The organism is Curtobacterium sp. VKM Ac-2887 (assembly GCF_015350935.1).
Taxonomy (GTDB): domain Bacteria; phylum Actinomycetota; class Actinomycetes; order Actinomycetales; family Microbacteriaceae; genus Curtobacterium.
This window is the reverse complement of the sequence record NZ_JADKSB010000003.1, coordinates 83,158-101,511: the sequence shown is the minus strand read 5'-3', so window position 1 is coordinate 101,511 and position 18,354 is coordinate 83,158. Positions and strand designations below refer to the sequence as shown.

Below are 18,354 nucleotides of genomic sequence, written 5' to 3'. Positions count from 1 at the left end.
CACCGCACCGACCTGGAGGTCCCCGTGACCACTTCGACCGAACCCGCCGCCTGCCCGTTCGCGCACGCGCGCACCCTGCCCGTGGACGGCACGCCGCTCACCCCGTCGCCGACGATCGCCGCGTGGCGCGCATCCGACGCCGCGGTACCGCTCGAGTACCAGGACGGCCACGTCGGCATGGTCGTGACCCGGTGGGAGGCCGCGCGAGCGGTGCTCGGCGACCCGCGCTTCAGCCAGCTGCCCCACCGCATGCCGCGGAGCGACGCTGCACCGGCCCACGACCCAGCGCACGCAACCACGGCGCCTCCACCGGACACGCTCGACGACGCCGCACGCCGGTCGATCGACGCCGCCAACCTGCTCGCCCTGGACGGCGACGCCCACCAGCGCATGCGCCGCGGTGTGACCAGCCGGTTCTCGGTGAAGCAGGTCCGTGGTCGCGAGCCCTGGGTGCACGACACGGTGGCCGGCCAGCTCGCGGTGTTCCGGGCACTGGGCCCCGGCGCCGACGTGTTCGCCGACTTCGCCCAGCCGATCGCCGCACGGACGCACTGCCGGGTGATCGGGGTGCCGGACGACCTGGTGCCGCAGTTCCGGGAACTGTTCGTCGACCAGGTGACGACGACCACCACCCAGCAGCGGTTCGACCACATCCGGACGGTCCTCGACCGACGGACGGGCGATCCCGGCGACGACGTCGTGAGCGACCTGCTCGCCTCGGACTTCGAGCGGTACGAGGTCGAGGGGCTCGTGTTCCAGCTCATGAGCGCGGGACACGACTCCGTCGCCTACCTGATCGCCACCGCCATGGTCGCGTTGCTCACGAACCCCGACCAGCTGGCCCTGCTCCGCGACGACCCGGACCGCATCGCGCCGGCCATCGAGGAGTTCATGCGAACCGGTGCGATGTTCCTGACCCTGTTCCCGCGGACGGCGACCGAGGACGTCGTCGTCGACGACCGGCTCGTCCCGGCCGGCACGACGGTGTCGGTCTCGCCCGTCGGTGCGAACCGGGATCCGGAACGGTTCCCGGACCCCGATCGCCTGGACGTCGAGCGGGACGCCTTCGGGCACCTCGGGTTCGGGCACGGTCCGCACGGGTGCGTCGGGCAGCAGCTCGCGCGGCTCGAGATCCGGCAGGCGCTCACGCAACTGCTCGCCGGCCTGCCCGGGCTCCGACTGCTCGACGCCGACCAGCTCCACCCGCTGCCGTTCGCGAACCCCGTCGCCACGTACGAGGCGGGAGCGGTCCATGTCACGTGGGACCAGGAGACCGCGGGGACCGCGGGGACCGGCCCGAAAACCGATCCTCGTTCAATTTGTCCATCGATCTGAATTAATGCTGGCGCTCCGGCCCGGAGCGTCGTACATTTGTCGCCAGCCGCCCGGTGAAACGATTCACCTCCACCGGACGGTGTGCCGATTGTCAACGAAGATGACCGGAGGGACTCGATGTCGAGCCGACCACCACACCCACCCACCAGGCCCGCGCCACGCGACGTGTCGCGTCGGGCGTTCCTCGCAGCGATCGCCGCCGGCACAGCGACGATCGGGCTCGCGGGGTGCACCGTGATCAGCGGCGGCGCAGTTGCTGCCGACCAGCAGGGCATCCGACTCAGCAAGGACCCGGCACCGGGCCGCGACCACGTCATCGAGCTCTACAACATCTGGGGCGGCACCCTCGGCAACGCCTGGGTGCTGCTCGGGGAGCTCTACGAGAAGTCGCAGTCGCACACCGGCGTCCGGGTCACGTACGCGCCGCTGTCCGGCAACACCCAGATCCGTCTGCAGACCGCGATCGCCGCGGGCACCCCGCCCGACCTGGCCTTCTGCACGCCCGAGGAGTACCCGCAGTTCGCCGGGTACGGCGTCGTCACGAAGCTCGACGGCTACATGGCGAAGGCCGGCCTCGGCGAAGCCGACTACGCGCCGGCGGTGTGGAAGCAGATGACCGCGACCGACGGCATCTACGCGCACCCGATCCTGGTCGACGTCAACTTCCCGCTGTTCTGGAACAAGAAGGTCTTCGCCGACGCCGGCCTCGACCCCGAGACGCCGCCGACGACCATCGACGAGCTCGACCGGTTCTCGGACAAGATCCTGCGGAAGGACGGCCGGCGGATCACCCGCATCGGCACGATCCCGTGGGACTACTACGGCTTCAGCAACTCGATGTTCACGCTCGGCTTCGCCTTCGGCGGCAAGTTCATGAGCGACGACAACCAGGTCGCGACCCCGGACGACGACAACATCGTGCAGGGGCTGCAGTGGATGTGCGACTACGCGAAGAAGGTCGGCGGCGCCAGCCAGCTCGCCGTCACCGCTCCGTCGCAGACCCTGCCGTCCATCGCGAGCGGCAACGTCGGCATGGCGCCGATGACCACGACCGACAGCTCGAACGTCTACAAGCAGGGTGACTCGTCCAAGGTCGAGCTCGGCGCCGCACTGTTCCCCTACGCCGAGGGGCTCGGCTCCCCCGGCAGTGCCACCTGGCTCGGCGGCTACGACCTCTTCATCCCGAAGGAGTCGAAGGAGCACGACGCCGCGTGGGACTTCCTGCAGTTCGCGACCACGTCCGACGAGGGCACCCAGGCGAACTTCACGAACGGCACCCTGCTGCCCGGCTACACGAAGTCCCCGGTCCTGCAGGAGTTCCGCGACGACCCGACGGTCGCGATCTACCGCGAGGGCCTGCTGTCCGCGCGGAACATCCGCCCGACGATCCCGGTCGCCAGCACGTACGCGACGGCACTCGACGTCGCCGTCAGCAGTGCCATCTACGGCAAGACGACCCCCGAGCGCGCCATGAAGAGCGTCGCCGCGCAGGTCAACTCCGCCCTCGACGAGTTCCGGAAGGAGCACCCGTGACCGTCACACGGAGCATCACGACCAGCGGACCACGGTCGCGCGACAAGGGGTCCAGCTGGCTCACCCACTGGATCCCCCGCACCCGCGCGCAGCGACAGACGTTCCTGTGGGGGCTCTTCTTCACCGCGCCGGCGATCATCGGCCTCGTCGCCTTCACGGGTGGCCCGATCATCACCAGCGCCGTGAACAGCTTCACGAACGCCAACCTGCTCGGCGGCAGCCGCGACTGGATCGGCTGGGACAACTACCGCACGCTCTTCGCCGACGGCCAGTGGTGGCTGTCGCTCGGCAACACGCTCTTCATCACGGTGATCTCCGTCCCGCTCGGCATCGCCGTCGCGCTCGGCCTGGCACTGCTGCTGAACTGGCGGGTGCGGGGCCTCGGCTTCTACCGCGTGGTCTTCTTCGTCCCGTCCATCGTGCCGATCGTCGCCAGTGCGGTGATCTGGGCGTACGTCCTCAACCCGCAGTACGGCGTCATCAACAACATGCTCGGGCTGTTCGGCATCCAGGGCCCCGGTTGGCTCTCGGACCCGGACTGGTCCAAGCCCGCGCTGATCCTGTTCGGGCTGTGGGGCGTCGGCAACCTCATGGTGATCCTGCTCGCCGGCCTGCAGGGCGTGCCGCAGGACCTGCTCGAGCAGGCGTCCCTCGACGGCGCCGGCGCCTGGCAGCAGTTCCGCAACGTGACGCTGCCGTTCATCAGCCCGCAGCTGCTGTTCGCGACCATCACGGGCCTGATCGCCGGGTTCCAGTACTTCACGCAGGCGTTCGTGATGACGGGCGGGTACGGCGATCCAGCTGGCTCGACCCTGGTGTCCGGCGTCTACCTGTACCAGTCCGCGTTCTACCACTACCAACTCGGCTACTCGAGCGCGGTCGGCTGGGTGCTCTTCGTGATCATCGCCGCCGTCTCGATCCTGGCGTACCGGATCATCGGCCGGCGCGTCTACTACGGAGGTGAGGCACGATGACCGCCATCGACAGTCCGACCGGCGCGGCCGCGGCCGCCCTCGAGCCGGGGCAACCCGGCCGCCCCGGCACCGCGGAGCCCAGCCGACCGGTCCCGATGCACCGCAAGCGCACCTGGCCGCAGGTCGCCGAGTCGATCGCGAAGCACTCCGTCCTGATCGTGCTGAGCGTCGTCTTCCTGATGCCCCTGTTCTGGATGGTGACGGGCGCGTTCAAGACCCAGGCGGACATCGGAGCGTTCCCGGTGAAGTGGTTCCCGGACACCATCACGACCGGCAACTTCTCGTACGGCCTCGCCACGTTCCCGCTGCTGCAGTACTTCTGGAACACGCTCGTGATCTGCGTGCCCTCGATGATCGGCGCCGCACTGTCCAGCGCGATGGTCGGCTACGGCGTCTCGAAGATCCGGTGGCCGTGGCGGAACGGGATCTTCACGATCCTGATCGCGACGATGATGGTGCCGTTCTACGTCACGATGGTGCCGCTGTTCGTGGCCTACCGTGACATCGGCTGGACGGGCACGTACCTGCCGCTCATCGTGCCGACGTTCTTCGGCATCCCGTTCTTCATCTTCCTGATGCGCCAGTTCTTCCTCGGCATCCCCGAAGCACTGTCGGACGCCGCACGCATCGACGGCGCCGGCGAGCTGCGTGTGTTCTTCCAGGTGATCCTGCCGCTCTGCAAGCCCGCGCTGGCGGCCGTGATGCTCTTCCAGTTCCTGGCGTCCTGGAGCGACCTGCTCGGCCCGCTCCTGTACCTGACGAAGTCGAGCCAGTACACCCTGTCCCTCGGCCTGACGTTCTTCCAGGGCGCGCAGGGCGACACCGCGGTCGGCCCCCTCATGGCCGTCTCGACCATCATCCTCATCCCCATCGTGGTGCTGTTCTTCTTCGCCCAGAAGACATTCATCCAGGGCATCACGATGTCCGGCATCAAGGACTGACGAAAGGAACCGCATGACCGACACGACGACATCCACCGCCCGCCGTGTGGCCGGCTCCCACCCGACCGGGAGGCCCGCCACCGGCCCGCAGGACACGGTCGCCCCGTCGGGGCTCCGCGTCGAACACCTCCGCGACCCCCTCGGGATCGGCTCACCGACTCCGCGCCTGTCGTGGCTCGTACCCGACGCCCCCGCGGGCTGGTCCCCGATCGGAGCCGACGTCGAACTCGTCTCGCGGTCGGCGGGCGACGACGCCGGTTCCACCGCCCGGGTCGACGGCTCCGGCGTCCTCGTCGCGTGGCCGTTCGCACCACTGACGTCCCGCGAGCGCGCGGTCTGGCGCGTCCGTGTGGTGGGCGACGACGGCACCGGAGCCGAGCACGCGACGGACTGGAGCGAGCCCCTGGAGGTCGAGGCGGGCCTCCTGGCCGACAGCGACTGGACCGCCTCGTTCGTCGCCGCGCCCTGGCGGGAGAACACCCGTGTCGACCAGGCACCGCCGGTGCTCCGGCGACAGGTCTCGCTGCGCGGGCCGGTCCGCCGGGCGCGGCTCGCGGTCGCGAGCCTCGGCCTGCACGAGGTGACCATCGACGGGGTGCGCGTCGGCGACGCCGAGCTCGCGCCGGGGTGGACGTCGTACGGACACCGCGTGCGGTACCTCGTGCACGACGTCACCGGACACCTGTCGCAGGGCGGCGACGTCGTCCTCGGCGCCCGCCTGGCGGACGGCTGGTACCGCGGCCGGATCACCTGGGACGACCGCATGCGGAACGTCTACGGCGACCGCCTCGCACTCATCGCCCAACTCGAGGTGGAGTACGAGGACGGCACGGCCGAGACCTTCGGCACCGATGACTCCTGGCGCGCCGCACGCGCCGGGATCCTGCTCTCCGGCCTCTACGACGGAGAGAAGTGGGATGGCGGAGTCGAGCCCGACGGTTGGCAGGCCGTCGGGTTCGACGACTCCGACTGGGACCCGGTCGAGGTCCTCGACCGCCCGTCCGCCTCGCTCGTCGCCGCCGACGGCCCCGTCGTCCGGGTGACCGAGGAGATCGAACCGACGTGGTCACGGCGTTGGGACGCCGGCGCGATCCAGCTCGACTTCGGGCAGAACCTGCCGGGCCGCCTGCGGATCCGGAACCACGCGGTCGGACCGTTCGGCGTCACGATCCGGCACGCCGAGGTCATGCAGGACGACGAGCTCGCCACCAGGCCACTGCGCACGGCGAAGGCCACCGACGTCTTCTACTCCGGGCCGTCCGACGACGGCACCGGCACGTGGCACCCGCGGTTCACCGTGCACGGGTTCCGCTACGCCGAGGTCGAGGGATGGCCGTCCGCGACGCTCGAGCCCGGGGACGTCGTCGCCGAGGTCCTGCACTCGGACATGCGCCGCACCGGGTGGTTCCACTGCTCGGATCCGCGACTCGAACGGTTCCACGAGAACGTCGTCTGGTCGATGCGCGGCAACTTCGTCGACATCCCGACCGACTGCCCGCAGCGCGACGAACGGCTCGGCTGGTCCGGCGACCTGCAGGTGTTCACGCCCACCGCGGCGTTCCTGTACGACTGCGCCGGCGTCCTGCGGTCGTGGCTGCGGGACCTCGCGCTCGAGCAGCGACCGGACGGCGGCGTGCCGCACTACGTGCCGACGCTGCCCGGCGCCGACCCCGAGGGCAACCACGCCGCCGTGTGGGGCGACGTGGCGGTGCTCACACCCTGGGAGCTGTACCGGGCGTACGGCGACGTCGGGCTGCTCGAGGACCAGTGGGCCTCCGCCAAGGCCTGGGTCGACGGGGTGCACGCGACCTCGGACGAGTCGTTGGTGCGCGTCGACGGCTTCGAGTTCGGCGACTGGCTCGACCCGCTCGCCCCGCCGGAGGACGCCGCGGCCGCGAAGGCCGACAAGTACTGCCTGGCGACGGCGTACTCCTACCGATCGACGTCGGTGCTGGCGGCGTGGGCGGGGGTGCTCGGGGACCAGTCCTCGTCCGACCACTACGCGGCGCTCGCCTCACGGATCCGGGACGCATGGCGCGAACGGTTCCTGTCCGACGCCGGCGAGGTGCTCGACGACTCGCAGGCGTCCAGCGCGCTCGCGATCGTGTTCGGGCTCGTCGACGCCTCGGGGCCGGTCGGTGACCGGCTCGCCGCTCTGGTGCGCGCGAACGGGCACCGGATCGGCACCGGGTTCGCGGGCACCCCCGTGGTCTGCGACGCGCTGCTGCAGGCCGGACACCTCGACGACGCCTACGCGATGCTGCTGCAGGACGAGTGCCCGTCGTGGCTCTACCCGGTGGCGCAGGGCGCGACGACGATCTGGGAGCGCTGGGACTCGTTGCTGCCGGACGGCCGTGTGAACTCCGGCGGGATGACGTCGTTCAACCACTACGCCCTCGGGTCGGTCGCGGACTTCATGCACCGGGTGGTGGCCGGCATCGCGCTCGCGTCCCCCGGCTACGGGGACATCCTGTTCGCCCCGCGCCCCGGTGGTGGGTTGACCTCGGCGGGGGCAGCGCTCGACACCCCGCACGGACGGGCTGCGATCGACTGGGAGGTCGTGGACGGCACGCTGTCGGTCACGGTCACCGTGCCGGTCGGCGCGACCGCGGTGCTCGACCTGCCCGGCGCTCCGGCGACGCCACTGGCCCACGGCACGTGGCAGGCCTCGGTTCCCGTGTAGCGCGGGCGGGCGCTTCGTGAGCAGGAATGGTCGGGTCGGGTCATCCCGCCCGACCACTTCTGCTCACTCGCTCGTCGGTGCGGTGCGCCGCGGCCCCCAGTGCAGCGCACCGACGACGAGCCACCCGACGAACGACAGGATCGTGACGAGCTCGACGACGACGATGAACGGCAGGTCGATCGCGACACCGGCGCCCGCGATGTACGCGTAGCTGTACGTCTGTGACGAGACGGCGCTCACGATCCACCGCACGACGACGATCACGGCGCCGACCACCGCGAGGGCACCGAGGGCGAACTGGAACGGGTTTCGGCCACGCAGGAATCGCATCCAGCCACCGTAGGGCCGCGGACCGACGGCGTACGACTCCCCGTTCGAGGTGCCGAGCGCTTGGTGCCCGCGCGAGGCTCACTCGGCGGCGGCGGCCAGCTGGTCCTCCAGGTTGAACACCTCGGGCAGCACCCGCGCGGTCTGGTCCGCCCGACCCGCGGCACCGTCGAACAGGTCCTGCATGTGCGCCTCCCATGCGCTCGCGACTTCGGAGGCCGCGAGCGACGCGTCGGCATCGGCCACCGAGTCGGTCTCGTAGTAGCCGATCAGCAGGCCGTCGTCGTCGAGGAACAGGGAGTAGTTCCGCCGCCCCGCCGTGGCGATCGCCCGGAGCATCGCCGGCCAGACCGCAGCGTGCCGCTCGCGGTAGGCGTCCAGGTGCTCGGCCTGCACCTGCAGTCGGAAGCAGACGCGGGTCACCGGTCGGCCTCGGCGCGGCGACGCCGTTCGGCGTCCTGCACGGCGCGCTCGTCGGCGGTGCGCACGGTACCGGTGACGGTGGTCACGGTGCCGTACCGCTCGGCCTCGATCGCCTCGAGCGTCTTGCCCTGCGTGCGCGGCGCCCAGATGGTGCCGACCAGGAACGACATCGCGAGGAGCCCCAGGATGAGTCCACCGAGTGCACGGAGCCCGATGTCGGACAGCAGCAGCGGGAACCAGATGCTCAGCAGACCGACCATGACCCGCGCGGCGAGGAAGAGCACGCCCTGCGCACTGGCCCGGTACCGGGTGGCGAAGAGCTCGCTCGTCCAGAGGCCGTAGAACGCCTGGGCGCCGATGCCCGACGAGATGCCCCACGCCACGGCGAAGAACAGCAGCGTGCCGAGGTTCGCCGGTGCGTAGATCAGGACGGCCCAGGCGACGATCGCCAGCGCCGCGCCGAGGGCGAACAGCAACCGTCGACTGACCCGGTCGCCGTAGCGCATGAAGCCGAAGTAGGTCGCGGCGACGGTGCAGCCCCACACCAGGATCTGCAGGCCGTACTGCTCGGTCACGCTCGTGACCCCGGTGGCCGAGTAGACCCGCGGCTGGAAGATGCCGGCCTGCCCGGCGACGGTGTTCCAGAGCGCGTAGACGCCGAACAGGAACAGCATCGCGGTCAGGTTCCGGCGCCGGCTGAACAGCTGGGTGATCCCGTGGAAGAAGTTCGCGGTGCCGGTCGCGGCGCGCTCGTCCTTCCAGATCGCCGACTCCGGCAGCCCGCGGCGAAGCCACCAGACGACGGCGGCGACGACGAACAGGTGCGCGAAGATGAGCCGGCTGCCGAGCAGTCCGAGGGGTGCGGCGGCGATGGCCAACGCGAAGCCGACCATCGGGCCGATCGACCAGGCGAGCTGCGCGGTGCCGACGTGGGCCGCACGCTTGTCCGCCGGTGCCTGCTCGGCGATGTAGGTCCAGCTCGCCGGCACCCCGGCGCCGACCGCGATGCCGGTCAGGATGAAGCCGACCAACAGCATGCCGTAGCTGCCGGCGAAGACCGCGAGCAGGATGCCGAGCATGTAGAGCAGCAGGTCGTAGGTGTAGATGAACTTCCGGCCGTAGCGGTCGCACAGCGGTCCGCCGATGATGGCGCCGGCGGCGGCGCCGAACGCGTTCGCCGACAGGCTCGCCAGCAGACCGACCTCGAGGTCGCCGACGTGGAACTGCGCCTGCCACAGACTGAGGCTCGTGGCGATCGCGATGATCGACCCCGACTCGATGTAGTTCGACATGGCGACCGAGACGGTCGCCTTCCAGCCCGTGGTGCTCCGGGCTCCGATTCGGACCGCCATTGGTCCTCCGTTCGCGTGTTCGCCAGTGAATCGTTTCAACGGGACAGCGAGACGATAGTGCGCTCCGGCGGGCGTTGGCAAGTCCGTGCTGTGCGCGTCCGCGTGCGGCGCGCCCGCGTCCGCACGGTGTGCGCCCGCGTCCGCACGGTGCGCGGTCGCTCACTCGGTGCGAGGTTGCCCGCTCCGTGCGGCGCTGCAAGCGCGCACCGAGCGGCCAACCTCGCACGTGGCGGCGCAGCACGCACGGTGCGACGCCGGAGCTGAGCACGCACGGGGCGCGGCCGCACCCACGATCTCGCACCGTGCGGTGGACCTGCCCACCCACCGGACGGGAGGCCCGGGTCCAGCCCGCACCGCGCCTCCCGTCCGCCGTTTTCCACAGATCACGGCGCGCACCACCCGGAAGCGCAGGTGCGATGCCAGGATGGCCACATGGCGGTCAGTGTGCGAGAGGTGGCAGCGCTCGCCGGCGTGTCCTTGGGCACGGTGTCGAACGTCCTGAACCGCCCCGACAAGGTGGCCCCGACCACCGTCGATCGAGTCCAGTCCGCCATCGCCGCACTCGGGTTCGTCCGCAACGACTCCGCACGCCAGCTCCGGGCCGGCCGCAGCTCCACCGTCGGCCTGATCGTGCTCGACGGTGGCAACCCGTTCTTCACCGACGTCGCGCGCGGTGCAGAAGACGCCGCGATGGACAAGGGCCTGGCCGTCCTGATCGGCAACTCCGACGAGTCCACCGACCGCGAGCGCACCTACGTCGACCTGTTCGAGGAACGCCGCGTCGCCGGCCTGCTCATCTCCCCCGCCGGTGACGACCTGTCCCGCCTCGCCCGCCTGCGCGACCAGGGCACTGCCGTCGTGCTCGTCGACCGCCGCGCCGACGACGAGCACTTCGCCTCGGTGTCGGTGGACGACGTCGCGGGCGGTCGCATCGCGGTCGAGCACCTCGCGGCCATCGGGCGGACGCGCATCGCGTTCGTCGGTGGCCCGTCCAGCATCCGCCAGGTTGCCGACCGGCACGCCGGGGCGCTATCGGCGGCTCGGGCAGCTGGTATCGAGCTCGAGGTCCTGCCGACCGCGTCCCTGTCGGTGCTCGAAGGGCGTCGCATCGGCGAAGAACTCCAGGCACGCCCCCGCGGTGAACGGCCGGACGCTGTGTTCGCGGCGAACGACCTGCTCGCGGTCGGTCTCGAACAGGCGTTCATCATGCGCGGCACGATCGCAGTGCCGGACGAGATCGCGATCGTGGGCTACGACGACATCGCCTTCGCCGAGGCAGCCGTCGTCCCGTTGACCTCGGTGCGCCAGCCTGCACAGGACCTCGGGCGCCAGGCGATCGAGCTGTTGACGAAGCAGGTCGAGCTCGGGCAGGGCATCGACCTCGAGCACGTCGAGTTCACGCCGGAGCTGGTGGTCCGGCAGTCCTCCGTCGCCGACGCGTAGCCGACCGCCTCGCGTCTGCCCACCAGCCTGCCCAGCTCTGCGGCACGGACCGGCCGCCGCCGCGGCCTACGATCGGAGCATGGTGCATGTCCCCCGGCGCGACGGCCCGCCGAGCGTGCACCACGTCGCAGCTCGCGCTGGCGTCTCGCTGGCGACCGTCTCGAACGTCCTGAACCACCCCGAGCGGGTCGCCGAGTCCACGGCCGCACGCGTGCACGACGCGATCGCCGAACTCGGGTACACGCCGAACCGCAACGCCCGGGCCCTGGTGTCCGGCAGCACCCGGGCGATCGGTCTCGTTGTCGCCTCGCTCCGCAACTCCCTGTTCACCGACGTGGTCAGCGGCGCGCACACGACCGCCCGCGAACGCCGGCGAACCCTGCTCGTCGCCAGCAGCGAGAACGACCTCGAGGCGCAGGGCGAACACCTCGCGTTCCTCGAGAGCACCCGGGTGTCCGGCATCCTGCTGGCCTCGATGACGGAGTCCCGCGCACAGGTCGAGGCGGCGAAGCAGCACGGCCTGCCCGTCGTCTACGTCAACTACGAACCGACCGAGGTGGACGCCTGCTCGGTGGTCGTCGACAACGAGCAGGCCGGGTACGTGGCCGCGCAGCACCTCATCGAGCAGGGCTGCCGACGCATCGGCTTCGTGAGTGCCCGGCCCGACCTGCAGCCGGTGGCCCGTCGCCGCGCGGGGCTCCTCCGCGCGATCGCGGAACACCCCGGAGTCGAACTCGTCGACGTCGACGCCGGTGACATCGACCCGCCCGGCGGCACCAACGCCGGCGCGCGGATCGCCGCGATGCCGGTCGCCGAACGGCCCGACGGCGTCCTGGGCGTCACGGACCTGCTCGCGATGGCGGTCGTCTCCGAGCTCCGAGCCGCCGGCATCCGCGTGCCCGAGGACATCCCGGTGTCGGGGTGCGACCACAACTCGGTCGCGTGGGGTGGCGCGGTGCCGTTGACCTCGGTCACCATGCACGGCGAGGAGATGGGCGCCACCGCGGTGGCCCTGCTGCTCGAGGAACTCTCCGACCCGATGCACGTCCACCGCACCGTGGTGCTCGGCAGCGAGCTCGTCCCCCGCGAGAGCACGCTCGGCCGCGCCGGTGCAGCGGCCGCGCGGGCCACGGCGCCGAGCGACCCGCGCCGTACCGAGGCCTGAGCGCCCGAGTCTTGGGGCGAGGGCGCCGAGTCTCGGGGTGAGCGACAGTTCGCGGGCTGCGGGGCGCGAGGACTGTCGCTCACCCCGAGACTCGGGACCGCGCGCACCAGGCATGCGCGTTCCCGTAACGAAATCGGCACAGCGATTGACACGCTTCAATCCACGTGGTTCCATCCTGATTGAAACGTTCTAAACAGCAGCAACCGGAGCCCACGACGACGCGGGATCCGGGTCCGTTTCACCCGGGGTACCCCGCCCCGGGCCTTACGAGGAGGTAAGGAATGTCAGCTCGTTCCCTGACCACGAGGACGCTCACCAAGCGCGCCGTCGTCAAACGGTTCGTCGCCATCGGCGGCGCCACGGTCCTGATCGGCGGGCTCGCGGCGTGTTCGTCCGGCGGTTCCGCCGACGAAGGCGGCGGCAAGGTGCAGATCACCTACCAGGCCGACAACTCACCCGCGACCGCAGCCACCGCGAAGCCGCTCATCGAGGCGTTCGAGAAGGCCAACCCCGACATCACGGTCAAGTTCGACACCCGCCCGCAGGGCACCGACGGCGACAACCTGGTGAAGACCCAGCTGTCGACCGGCGAGATGGCCGACGTCTTCAACTACAACTCCGGTTCGCTCATGCAGGCCCTCAACCCGGACAACACCCTGGTGGACCTGTCCGACGAGAGCTGGACGAAGGACGTCGACGAGCAGTTCACCAAGGTCGTCAGCACCGACAAGGGCGTCTACGGCGCTCCCTTCGGCACGAGCTTCGGCGGCGGCGTCATGTACAACAAGAAGGTCTACGCCGACCTCGGACTCAGCGTCCCCACCACGTGGGACGAGTTCATCAGCAACAGCGAGAAGATCAAGGACGCCGGCAAGGTCGCCCCGATCATCCAGACGTACGGCGACACCTGGACCAGCCAGCTGTTCGTGCTCGGCGACTTCGCCAACATCACGGCGCAGGACAAGGACTGGGCGGAGAACTACACCGCGAACAAGGAGTCCTACGCCAAGGACCCCGCACTCGCCGGCTTCGACCACCTCGCCGAGGGCAAGGACAAGGACCTCTACAACGAGGACTACGCCTCGGCCACGCAGGCGAACGGCCTGAAGATGCTCGCCGACGGCACCGGGGCGCAGTACCCGATGCTGACGAACGCGATCTCGACCCTGCAGCAGGACAGCCCCGACGCGGTCGAGGACATCGGAGCGTTCGCGCTGCCGGCCGAGGACGCCGACGACACGAACCTGACCATCTGGGAGCCGAACGGCCTGTACATCCCGAAGACCACCGAGGGCGACGAGCTCGCCGCCGCGAAGAAGTTCATCGCCTTCGCGAACTCGGCCGACGGCTGCAAGGTGCAGAACGACACCGGAACCCCCGGTGGCCCGTACGTCATCTCGACCTGCTCGCTGCCGGACGACGTGCCCCCGATGATCGACGACCTGCAGAAGTACCTGGACGACGGCAAGGCGAGCCCGGCGCTCGAGTTCCTGTCCCCGATCAAGGGCCCGAACCTCGAGAAGATCTGCGTGCAGGTCGGCTCCGGCATCACCAACGCGGCCAAGGGTGCTGACCAGTACGACGACGACGTCGTCCAGCAGGCCCAGCAGCTCGGCATCAAGGGCTGGTGACACGGTGACCGCGACACTCACGACGGCACTCGAGCCGGCGAAGACCCGAGCGGGTTCCGGCGGGACCGGTCCCGCGCGCAAGCGGATGCGCTCGTTCTACCCCGCGTGGTTCTTCATCCCCGCGATCGCGCTGTACGTCGTGTTCTTCGCGGTCCCCACCTTCGCCGGGTTCTACTTCTCCCTCACCCGCTGGACACTGTTCGACCAGACCTTCATCGGTTTCGACAACTTCGTCCGGTTCTTCCAGGACCCGCAGCTCGTCTCCGGGTTCGTGCACACGTTCCAGTACGGCTTCGTGACGAGCGCGGCGAAGGTGGTCATCGGACTCGCCCTCGCCCTGCTCCTCACGTCGCCCGTGCTGGGGCGCGGCTACCTGCGGGCGGTCGTGTTCTTCCCGGTGCTCGTGTCGACGATCGGCATCGGCATCACGTTCAAGGCGCTGATGGACCCGTTCCACGGGATCATCAACGGCGTCCTCGGCTCGGTCGGCCTCCCCACTCCGGGGTGGCTGACCGACCCGGCACTCGCCCTGTGGAGCGTCGCCGCGGTGGACGTCTGGAAAGGCGTCGGCATCGCGACGCTCATCTTCATCGCCGGCATCGTGGCGATCCCGCAGGAGTACTTCGAGGCCGCACGGGTCGACGGCGCGAGCGCGTGGTCGATCTTCCGGAACATCACCCTGCCGCTGTCGCGTCCCGCGATGGGCACCGTCATCATCCTGTCGCTGATCGGCGGGCTGCGGTCCTTCGACCTGATCTGGGCGATGACCGGCGGTGGGCCAGGGTTCACCAGTGACGTCATCGCGAGCGTCATCTACAAGCAGTACCAGGCCGGGTTCTACGGCCTGTCGACCGCCGGCAACGTGGTCCTGTTCGTGGTCGTCACGGCGATCATGGTCCCGATCTCGTGGCTCCTGAACCGCAAGGAGGCGGACCTGTGACCGCCGTCACCAGCCCCCGCCGGACCGCCGGCCGTGCGCCGACGCCGGCGAGCCGGAACCGCCACCCGGGCCGGACCCGACGGTGGGTCATCGGCTCGATCGCCATCGTCGTCAGCTTCGTGGTGTTCCTGGTGCCGTTCGTCTTCGTCCTGCTGCAGGCCATGAAGAACCCGGCCGAGGCGAACCAGCTCGGCTTCAGCCTGCCGACCGAGTGGCAGCTCTGGCAGAACCTGCAGGCCGTGTTCGGGTCCGGTGACGGCGTGATCGTCCGCGCGTTCCTGAACAGTGCGGTCCTGACCGTGGGCAGCGTGATCGTGATGGTCGTGTTCTCCGCGATGGTCGGGTACGTGCTGCAGCGTCGTCCGAGCAAGTGGAACGGTGTGATCAACTTCTTCGTCCTGGCGGGCCTCATCGTCCCGCCCGCGATCGTCCCGACGATCTGGGTGCTGCAGGGGCTCAACCTGTTCAAGACCATGGGCGGGATGATCCTCATCGAGGCGACCTTCGGCCTGTCGTTCTGCATCCTGCTCTTCCGGGCGTTCGTGGCGACGATCCCGAAGGAGCTCGACGAGGCAGCCGTCCTCGACGGCGCCGGACCGATCCGCCTGTTCTTCGGCGTCGTGCTGCCGCTGCTCAAGCCGGTCATCATCACGGTCGTGCTCGTGCAGTCCGTCACGGTGTTCAACGACTTCACGAACCCGCTGTACTTCCTGCCGGGATCCGAGAACGCCACGGTGCAGCAGACGCTCTACTCGTTCCAGAGCCAGTCGGTCAGCCAGCTCAACCTGCTGTTCACCGACGTCCTGCTCATCACGATCCCGCCGCTGATCCTGTACATCTTCTTCAACCGCCAGATCGTCGCCGGCATGACCAGCGGCGCAGTCAAGGGCTGACGCCCGACCCCGGCCTGGAGGCGCGACCCGCCTCCGCCGCACCGCCCACCCGGGCGGGCGGCCGGGCCCCGGACCCCCGCACCGGTCGACGACGACCGGTCGCGTGAAAGGACACACCACATGACCGCCTGGACAGCACCGTTCATCACGAGCGACGCCGACCTCGGGAGCGCACCGATCCTGCGCCGTGAGTTCACCCTCGACGACGGCCACGGCGCCGTCACCGGAGCGACCCTCGACGTCAGCGCCCTCGGCGTCGTCGAGGCGTGGCTCGGTGGCGAACGCGTCTCCGACCACCTGCTCGAACCGGGGTGGACGAGCTACGAGTGGCGCATCCGCGTCGTCTCGCACGACGTCACGGCGCACCTGACCGAGACGGCCGCGGGCAGTGTCGCCGTGCTGGCACTCGTGCTCGGCAAGGGCTGGGCCGCCGGTCGGCTCGCCTGGGGTGGTGGCGGCGGCTGGTACGCCGACGAGCCCGCCGGGTTCGCCGAGCTCCGCATCACCTTCGCCGACGGCCACGAACAGCTCGTCGCCACCGACACGGACTGGCAGGCCCTGTCCAGCGCGATCACCGCCGATCAGCTGTACGACGGCGAGGACATCGACGCCCGACTCCGCGACGGCTCCTTCCTGACGCCCGGCGAGGTCACCACACCGAGCGTCGACGGCCACGAGGGACGCACCAGCGCCGTGCGCACCGTCGACATCGGCGAGCGCGAACTCGTCGCCGACACCGTGCCGCCGGTCCGACCCCTCGCCGAGATCGCCCCCGTCGAGGTCTGGACGAGCCCGTCCGGCGCGACGCTGATCGACTTCGGCGTGAACCTGGTCGGCTGGCTCCGCCTGACCGCGAGCGGACCGGCCGGCACCGTCCTGACCCTGAAGCACGCCGAGGTGCTCGAACACGACGAGCTCGGCGCCCGCCCGCTGCGCACCGCGAAGGCGACGGACCACTTCACCCTGAGCGGCAGCGAGGACCACTTCGAGCCCCGCTTCACCTTCCACGGCTTCCGGTACGCCCAGGTCGACGGCTGGACCGGCACGCTCGACGAACTCCGCGCGGCCGTCACCGCGGTGCAGGTCGGCTCCGACCTGACCCGGACGGGCACCTTCGAGTCCAGCCACGAGCTGCTCAACACGTTCCACGACAACGTCATCCGGGGCATGCAGGGCAACTTCCTGAGCGTCCCGACCGACTGCCCGCAGCGTGACGAGCGCCTCGGCTGGACGGGCGACATCGCGGCGTTCGCGCCGACGGCGTCCTACCTGTTCGACACCCGCGCGTTCCTGGGCGACTGGCTCCGCGACGTGTGGCTCGAGCAGCAGCACGCCGACGGTGTCATCCCGTTCGTGGTGCCGGACGTGCTCAAGTACTCCCCCGCCGAGGACTTCGGCACCCCCGACGCCACCGCCATCTGGTCGGACGCCGGCGTCTGGGTGCCGTGGACCCTGTACCAGGCGTACGGCGACACCGCGGTGCTCGAGGAGCAGCTCGACTCGATGACGGCGCACCTCCGCCGCATCAAGGGCCACCTGTCACCCGAGGGCCTGTGGGACACCGTCTTCCAGTTCGGCGACTGGCTCGACCCGGACGCCCCGCCGGAGGACGCCGCCAAGGCGAAGGCCGACCCGGGCGTCGTCGCGACGGCGTGCGCGTACCGCAGCGCGACCCTCGTGGCGCAGGCGGCGCGGTTGACGGGCCACGAGGCGGAGGCGACGGAAGCCGAGGAGCTCGCCACGGGCCTCCAGGCCGCGTTCCGTCAGCACTACGTGACCGACGGTCGCATCCGGAGCGACTGCACCACCGTCTACGCGCTCGCGATCGTGTTCGGCATCCTCGACGAGGACGACGAGCGCCGTGCGGGCGACCGCCTGGCGGAGCTGACCGAGCACTCCGGGTACCGGATCTCGACGGGCTTCGCGGGTACGCCGTTCATCACCGACGCGCTGACGCAGACCGGCCACCTCGACGACGCGTACCGGCTGCTGCTGCAGACGGAGTGCCCGTCGTGGCTGTACCCGGTGACGATGGGTGCGACGACGGTCTGGGAGCGCTGGGACTCGATGCTGCCGGACGGCACGATCAACCCGGGTGAGATGACCTCGTTCAACCACTACGCACTCGGTGCCGTGGCGGACTGGATGCACCGGGTGGTGGGCGGCCTGTCGGCGCTCGAACCGGGGTACTCCTCCGTGCTCATCGCGCCGCAGCCGGGCGGCGGCCTGACGTGGGCTTCGACGTCGCTCGACTCCGTGCACGGGCACATCGCGGTGCGGTGGGAGCTCGTCGACGGCGAGCTGCTCGTCCGTGCACAGGTGCCGGAGGGCGTCACCGCAGTCGTGCGCTTGCCGGGTGCTGCGGAGCAGCGGCTCGGCGCTGGCTCGCACGAGCTGCGCGCGCCGGCTGCGGTCCCCGCGGCGTAGCGCGGGGACCGGACGGTGGGCTGGTCACGGTGGGTGCGCGGGACGCCTGACGGCGCTCGCCCCGTGTCGCGCCCCCGGGCGGTCTTCGCGCCCCGACTCTTCGGGGCGCGAAGACCGCAACGGGGCGCGCAGCCCGCGCCCGTCCCGCGCCCCCGTGCGCGCATCACGCCCGCGCCCGTCCCGCATCGCGCCCCCGTGCGGTCATCGCGCCCCGACTCTCCGGGGCGCGAAGACCGCAACGGGGTGCGCGACGCAACACACCCCACACGGTTGCGGCAGACCGCCGC

At 70.3% G+C, this 18,354-nt stretch carries 14 protein-coding genes; 11 read left to right on the top strand and 3 right to left on the bottom strand.

What is annotated here, in order from left to right:
• The first annotated feature begins 24 nt into the window (after positions 1 to 24).
• The 5 genes from ITJ69_RS04705 (at position 25) to ITJ69_RS04685 (ending at position 7,466) form a co-directional block, all read left to right on the top strand.
• Positions 25 to 1,335 (top strand): cytochrome P450, encoded by a 1,311-nt coding sequence (locus ITJ69_RS04705; protein ID WP_194672144.1) that lies wholly within the window; start codon positions 25 to 27, stop codon positions 1,333 to 1,335.
• A 165-nt stretch (positions 1,336 to 1,500) separates the two neighbouring features.
• Positions 1,501 to 2,868, top strand: a complete 1,368-nt coding sequence (locus ITJ69_RS04700; protein WP_194672143.1) for an extracellular solute-binding protein — start codon at positions 1,501 to 1,503, stop codon at positions 2,866 to 2,868.
• Positions 2,865 to 3,842, top strand: a complete 978-nt coding sequence (locus ITJ69_RS04695; RefSeq protein ID WP_323742980.1) for a sugar ABC transporter permease — start codon at positions 2,865 to 2,867, stop codon at positions 3,840 to 3,842. Before ITJ69_RS04700 ends, ITJ69_RS04695 begins: the two co-directional genes overlap by 4 nt.
• Positions 3,839 to 4,783 carry a carbohydrate ABC transporter permease gene (locus ITJ69_RS04690; RefSeq protein WP_228504869.1) on the top strand — a complete coding sequence of 315 codons (945 nt, stop codon included), beginning with the start codon at positions 3,839 to 3,841 and terminating at the stop codon, positions 4,781 to 4,783. Before ITJ69_RS04695 ends, ITJ69_RS04690 begins: the two co-directional genes overlap by 4 nt.
• 13 nt (positions 4,784 to 4,796) lie before the next feature.
• Positions 4,797 to 7,466, top strand: a complete 2,670-nt coding sequence (locus ITJ69_RS04685; RefSeq protein ID WP_194672142.1) for an alpha-L-rhamnosidase — start codon at positions 4,797 to 4,799, stop codon at positions 7,464 to 7,466.
• A gap of 63 nt (positions 7,467 to 7,529) precedes the next feature.
• On the opposite strand, the gene ITJ69_RS04680 is transcribed toward ITJ69_RS04685, so the two are convergent.
• The 3 genes from ITJ69_RS04680 to ITJ69_RS04670 form a co-directional block, all read right to left on the bottom strand.
• Positions 7,530 to 7,796, bottom strand: coding sequence for a hypothetical protein (locus ITJ69_RS04680; RefSeq protein ID WP_194672141.1), 267 nt, complete (start codon positions 7,794 to 7,796; stop codon positions 7,530 to 7,532).
• Positions 7,797 to 7,874: 78 nt separating this feature from the next.
• Positions 7,875 to 8,216 (bottom strand): L-rhamnose mutarotase, encoded by a 342-nt coding sequence (locus ITJ69_RS04675; RefSeq protein WP_131879475.1) that lies wholly within the window; start codon positions 8,214 to 8,216, stop codon positions 7,875 to 7,877.
• The gene (locus ITJ69_RS04670; RefSeq protein WP_207895494.1) at positions 8,213 to 9,568 is read right to left on the bottom strand and encodes an MFS transporter; all 1,356 of its coding nucleotides are present in this window, start codon (positions 9,566 to 9,568) and stop codon (positions 8,213 to 8,215) included. The genes ITJ69_RS04675 and ITJ69_RS04670 overlap by 4 nt, the downstream gene beginning before the upstream one ends.
• A 432-nt stretch (positions 9,569 to 10,000) precedes the next feature.
• Between ITJ69_RS04670 and ITJ69_RS04665 the strand changes: the two genes are divergently transcribed.
• The 6 genes from ITJ69_RS04665 to ITJ69_RS04640 all read left to right on the top strand — a co-directional run bounded on the left by ITJ69_RS04665 (position 10,001) and on the right by ITJ69_RS04640 (position 18,067).
• A complete protein-coding gene (locus tag ITJ69_RS04665; protein ID WP_123291975.1) occupies positions 10,001 to 11,011 on the top strand; it encodes a LacI family DNA-binding transcriptional regulator in 1,011 nt (336 codons plus the stop codon).
• A gap of 79 nt (positions 11,012 to 11,090) precedes the next feature.
• Complete coding sequence (locus tag ITJ69_RS04660) at positions 11,091 to 12,176, top strand: LacI family DNA-binding transcriptional regulator (RefSeq protein ID WP_194672140.1); 1,086 nt, start codon at positions 11,091 to 11,093, stop codon at positions 12,174 to 12,176.
• Positions 12,177 to 12,457: 281 nt separating this feature from the next.
• Positions 12,458 to 13,807 carry an ABC transporter substrate-binding protein gene (locus ITJ69_RS04655; RefSeq protein WP_194672139.1) on the top strand — a complete coding sequence of 450 codons (1,350 nt, stop codon included), beginning with the start codon at positions 12,458 to 12,460 and terminating at the stop codon, positions 13,805 to 13,807.
• Between the two features lie 4 nt (positions 13,808 to 13,811).
• The gene (locus ITJ69_RS04650; RefSeq protein WP_243649937.1) at positions 13,812 to 14,747 is read left to right on the top strand and encodes a carbohydrate ABC transporter permease; all 936 of its coding nucleotides are present in this window, start codon (positions 13,812 to 13,814) and stop codon (positions 14,745 to 14,747) included.
• An 89-nt stretch (positions 14,748 to 14,836) separates the two neighbouring features.
• Positions 14,837 to 15,640 carry a carbohydrate ABC transporter permease gene (locus ITJ69_RS04645; protein WP_243648916.1) on the top strand — a complete coding sequence of 268 codons (804 nt, stop codon included), beginning with the start codon at positions 14,837 to 14,839 and terminating at the stop codon, positions 15,638 to 15,640.
• Between the two features lie 120 nt (positions 15,641 to 15,760).
• Positions 15,761 to 18,067: an alpha-L-rhamnosidase gene (locus tag ITJ69_RS04640; protein WP_194672138.1), complete on the top strand. Its 2,307-nt coding sequence runs from the start codon at positions 15,761 to 15,763 to the stop codon at positions 18,065 to 18,067.
• The last annotated feature ends 287 nt before the right edge of the window (positions 18,068 to 18,354 follow it).

Excerpts from the sequence above, each read along its gene's own strand:
- ITJ69_RS04690 (WP_228504869.1), top strand. The coding sequence starts at position 3,839 with ATGACCGCCATCGACAGTCCGACCGGCGCGGCCGCGGCCGCCCTCGAG.
- ITJ69_RS04685 (WP_194672142.1), top strand. The coding sequence starts at position 4,797 with ATGACCGACACGACGACATCCACCGCCCGCCGTGTGGCCGGCTCCCAC.
- ITJ69_RS04680 (WP_194672141.1), bottom strand. The coding sequence starts at position 7,796 with ATGCGATTCCTGCGTGGCCGAAACCCGTTCCAGTTCGCCCTCGGTGCC.
- ITJ69_RS04670 (WP_207895494.1), bottom strand. The coding sequence starts at position 9,568 with ATGGCGGTCCGAATCGGAGCCCGGAGCACCACGGGCTGGAAGGCGACC.
- ITJ69_RS04665 (WP_123291975.1), top strand. The coding sequence starts at position 10,001 with ATGGCGGTCAGTGTGCGAGAGGTGGCAGCGCTCGCCGGCGTGTCCTTG.
- ITJ69_RS04660 (WP_194672140.1), top strand. The coding sequence starts at position 11,091 with ATGGTGCATGTCCCCCGGCGCGACGGCCCGCCGAGCGTGCACCACGTC.
- ITJ69_RS04655 (WP_194672139.1), top strand. The coding sequence starts at position 12,458 with ATGTCAGCTCGTTCCCTGACCACGAGGACGCTCACCAAGCGCGCCGTC.
- ITJ69_RS04640 (WP_194672138.1), top strand. The coding sequence starts at position 15,761 with ATGACCGCCTGGACAGCACCGTTCATCACGAGCGACGCCGACCTCGGG.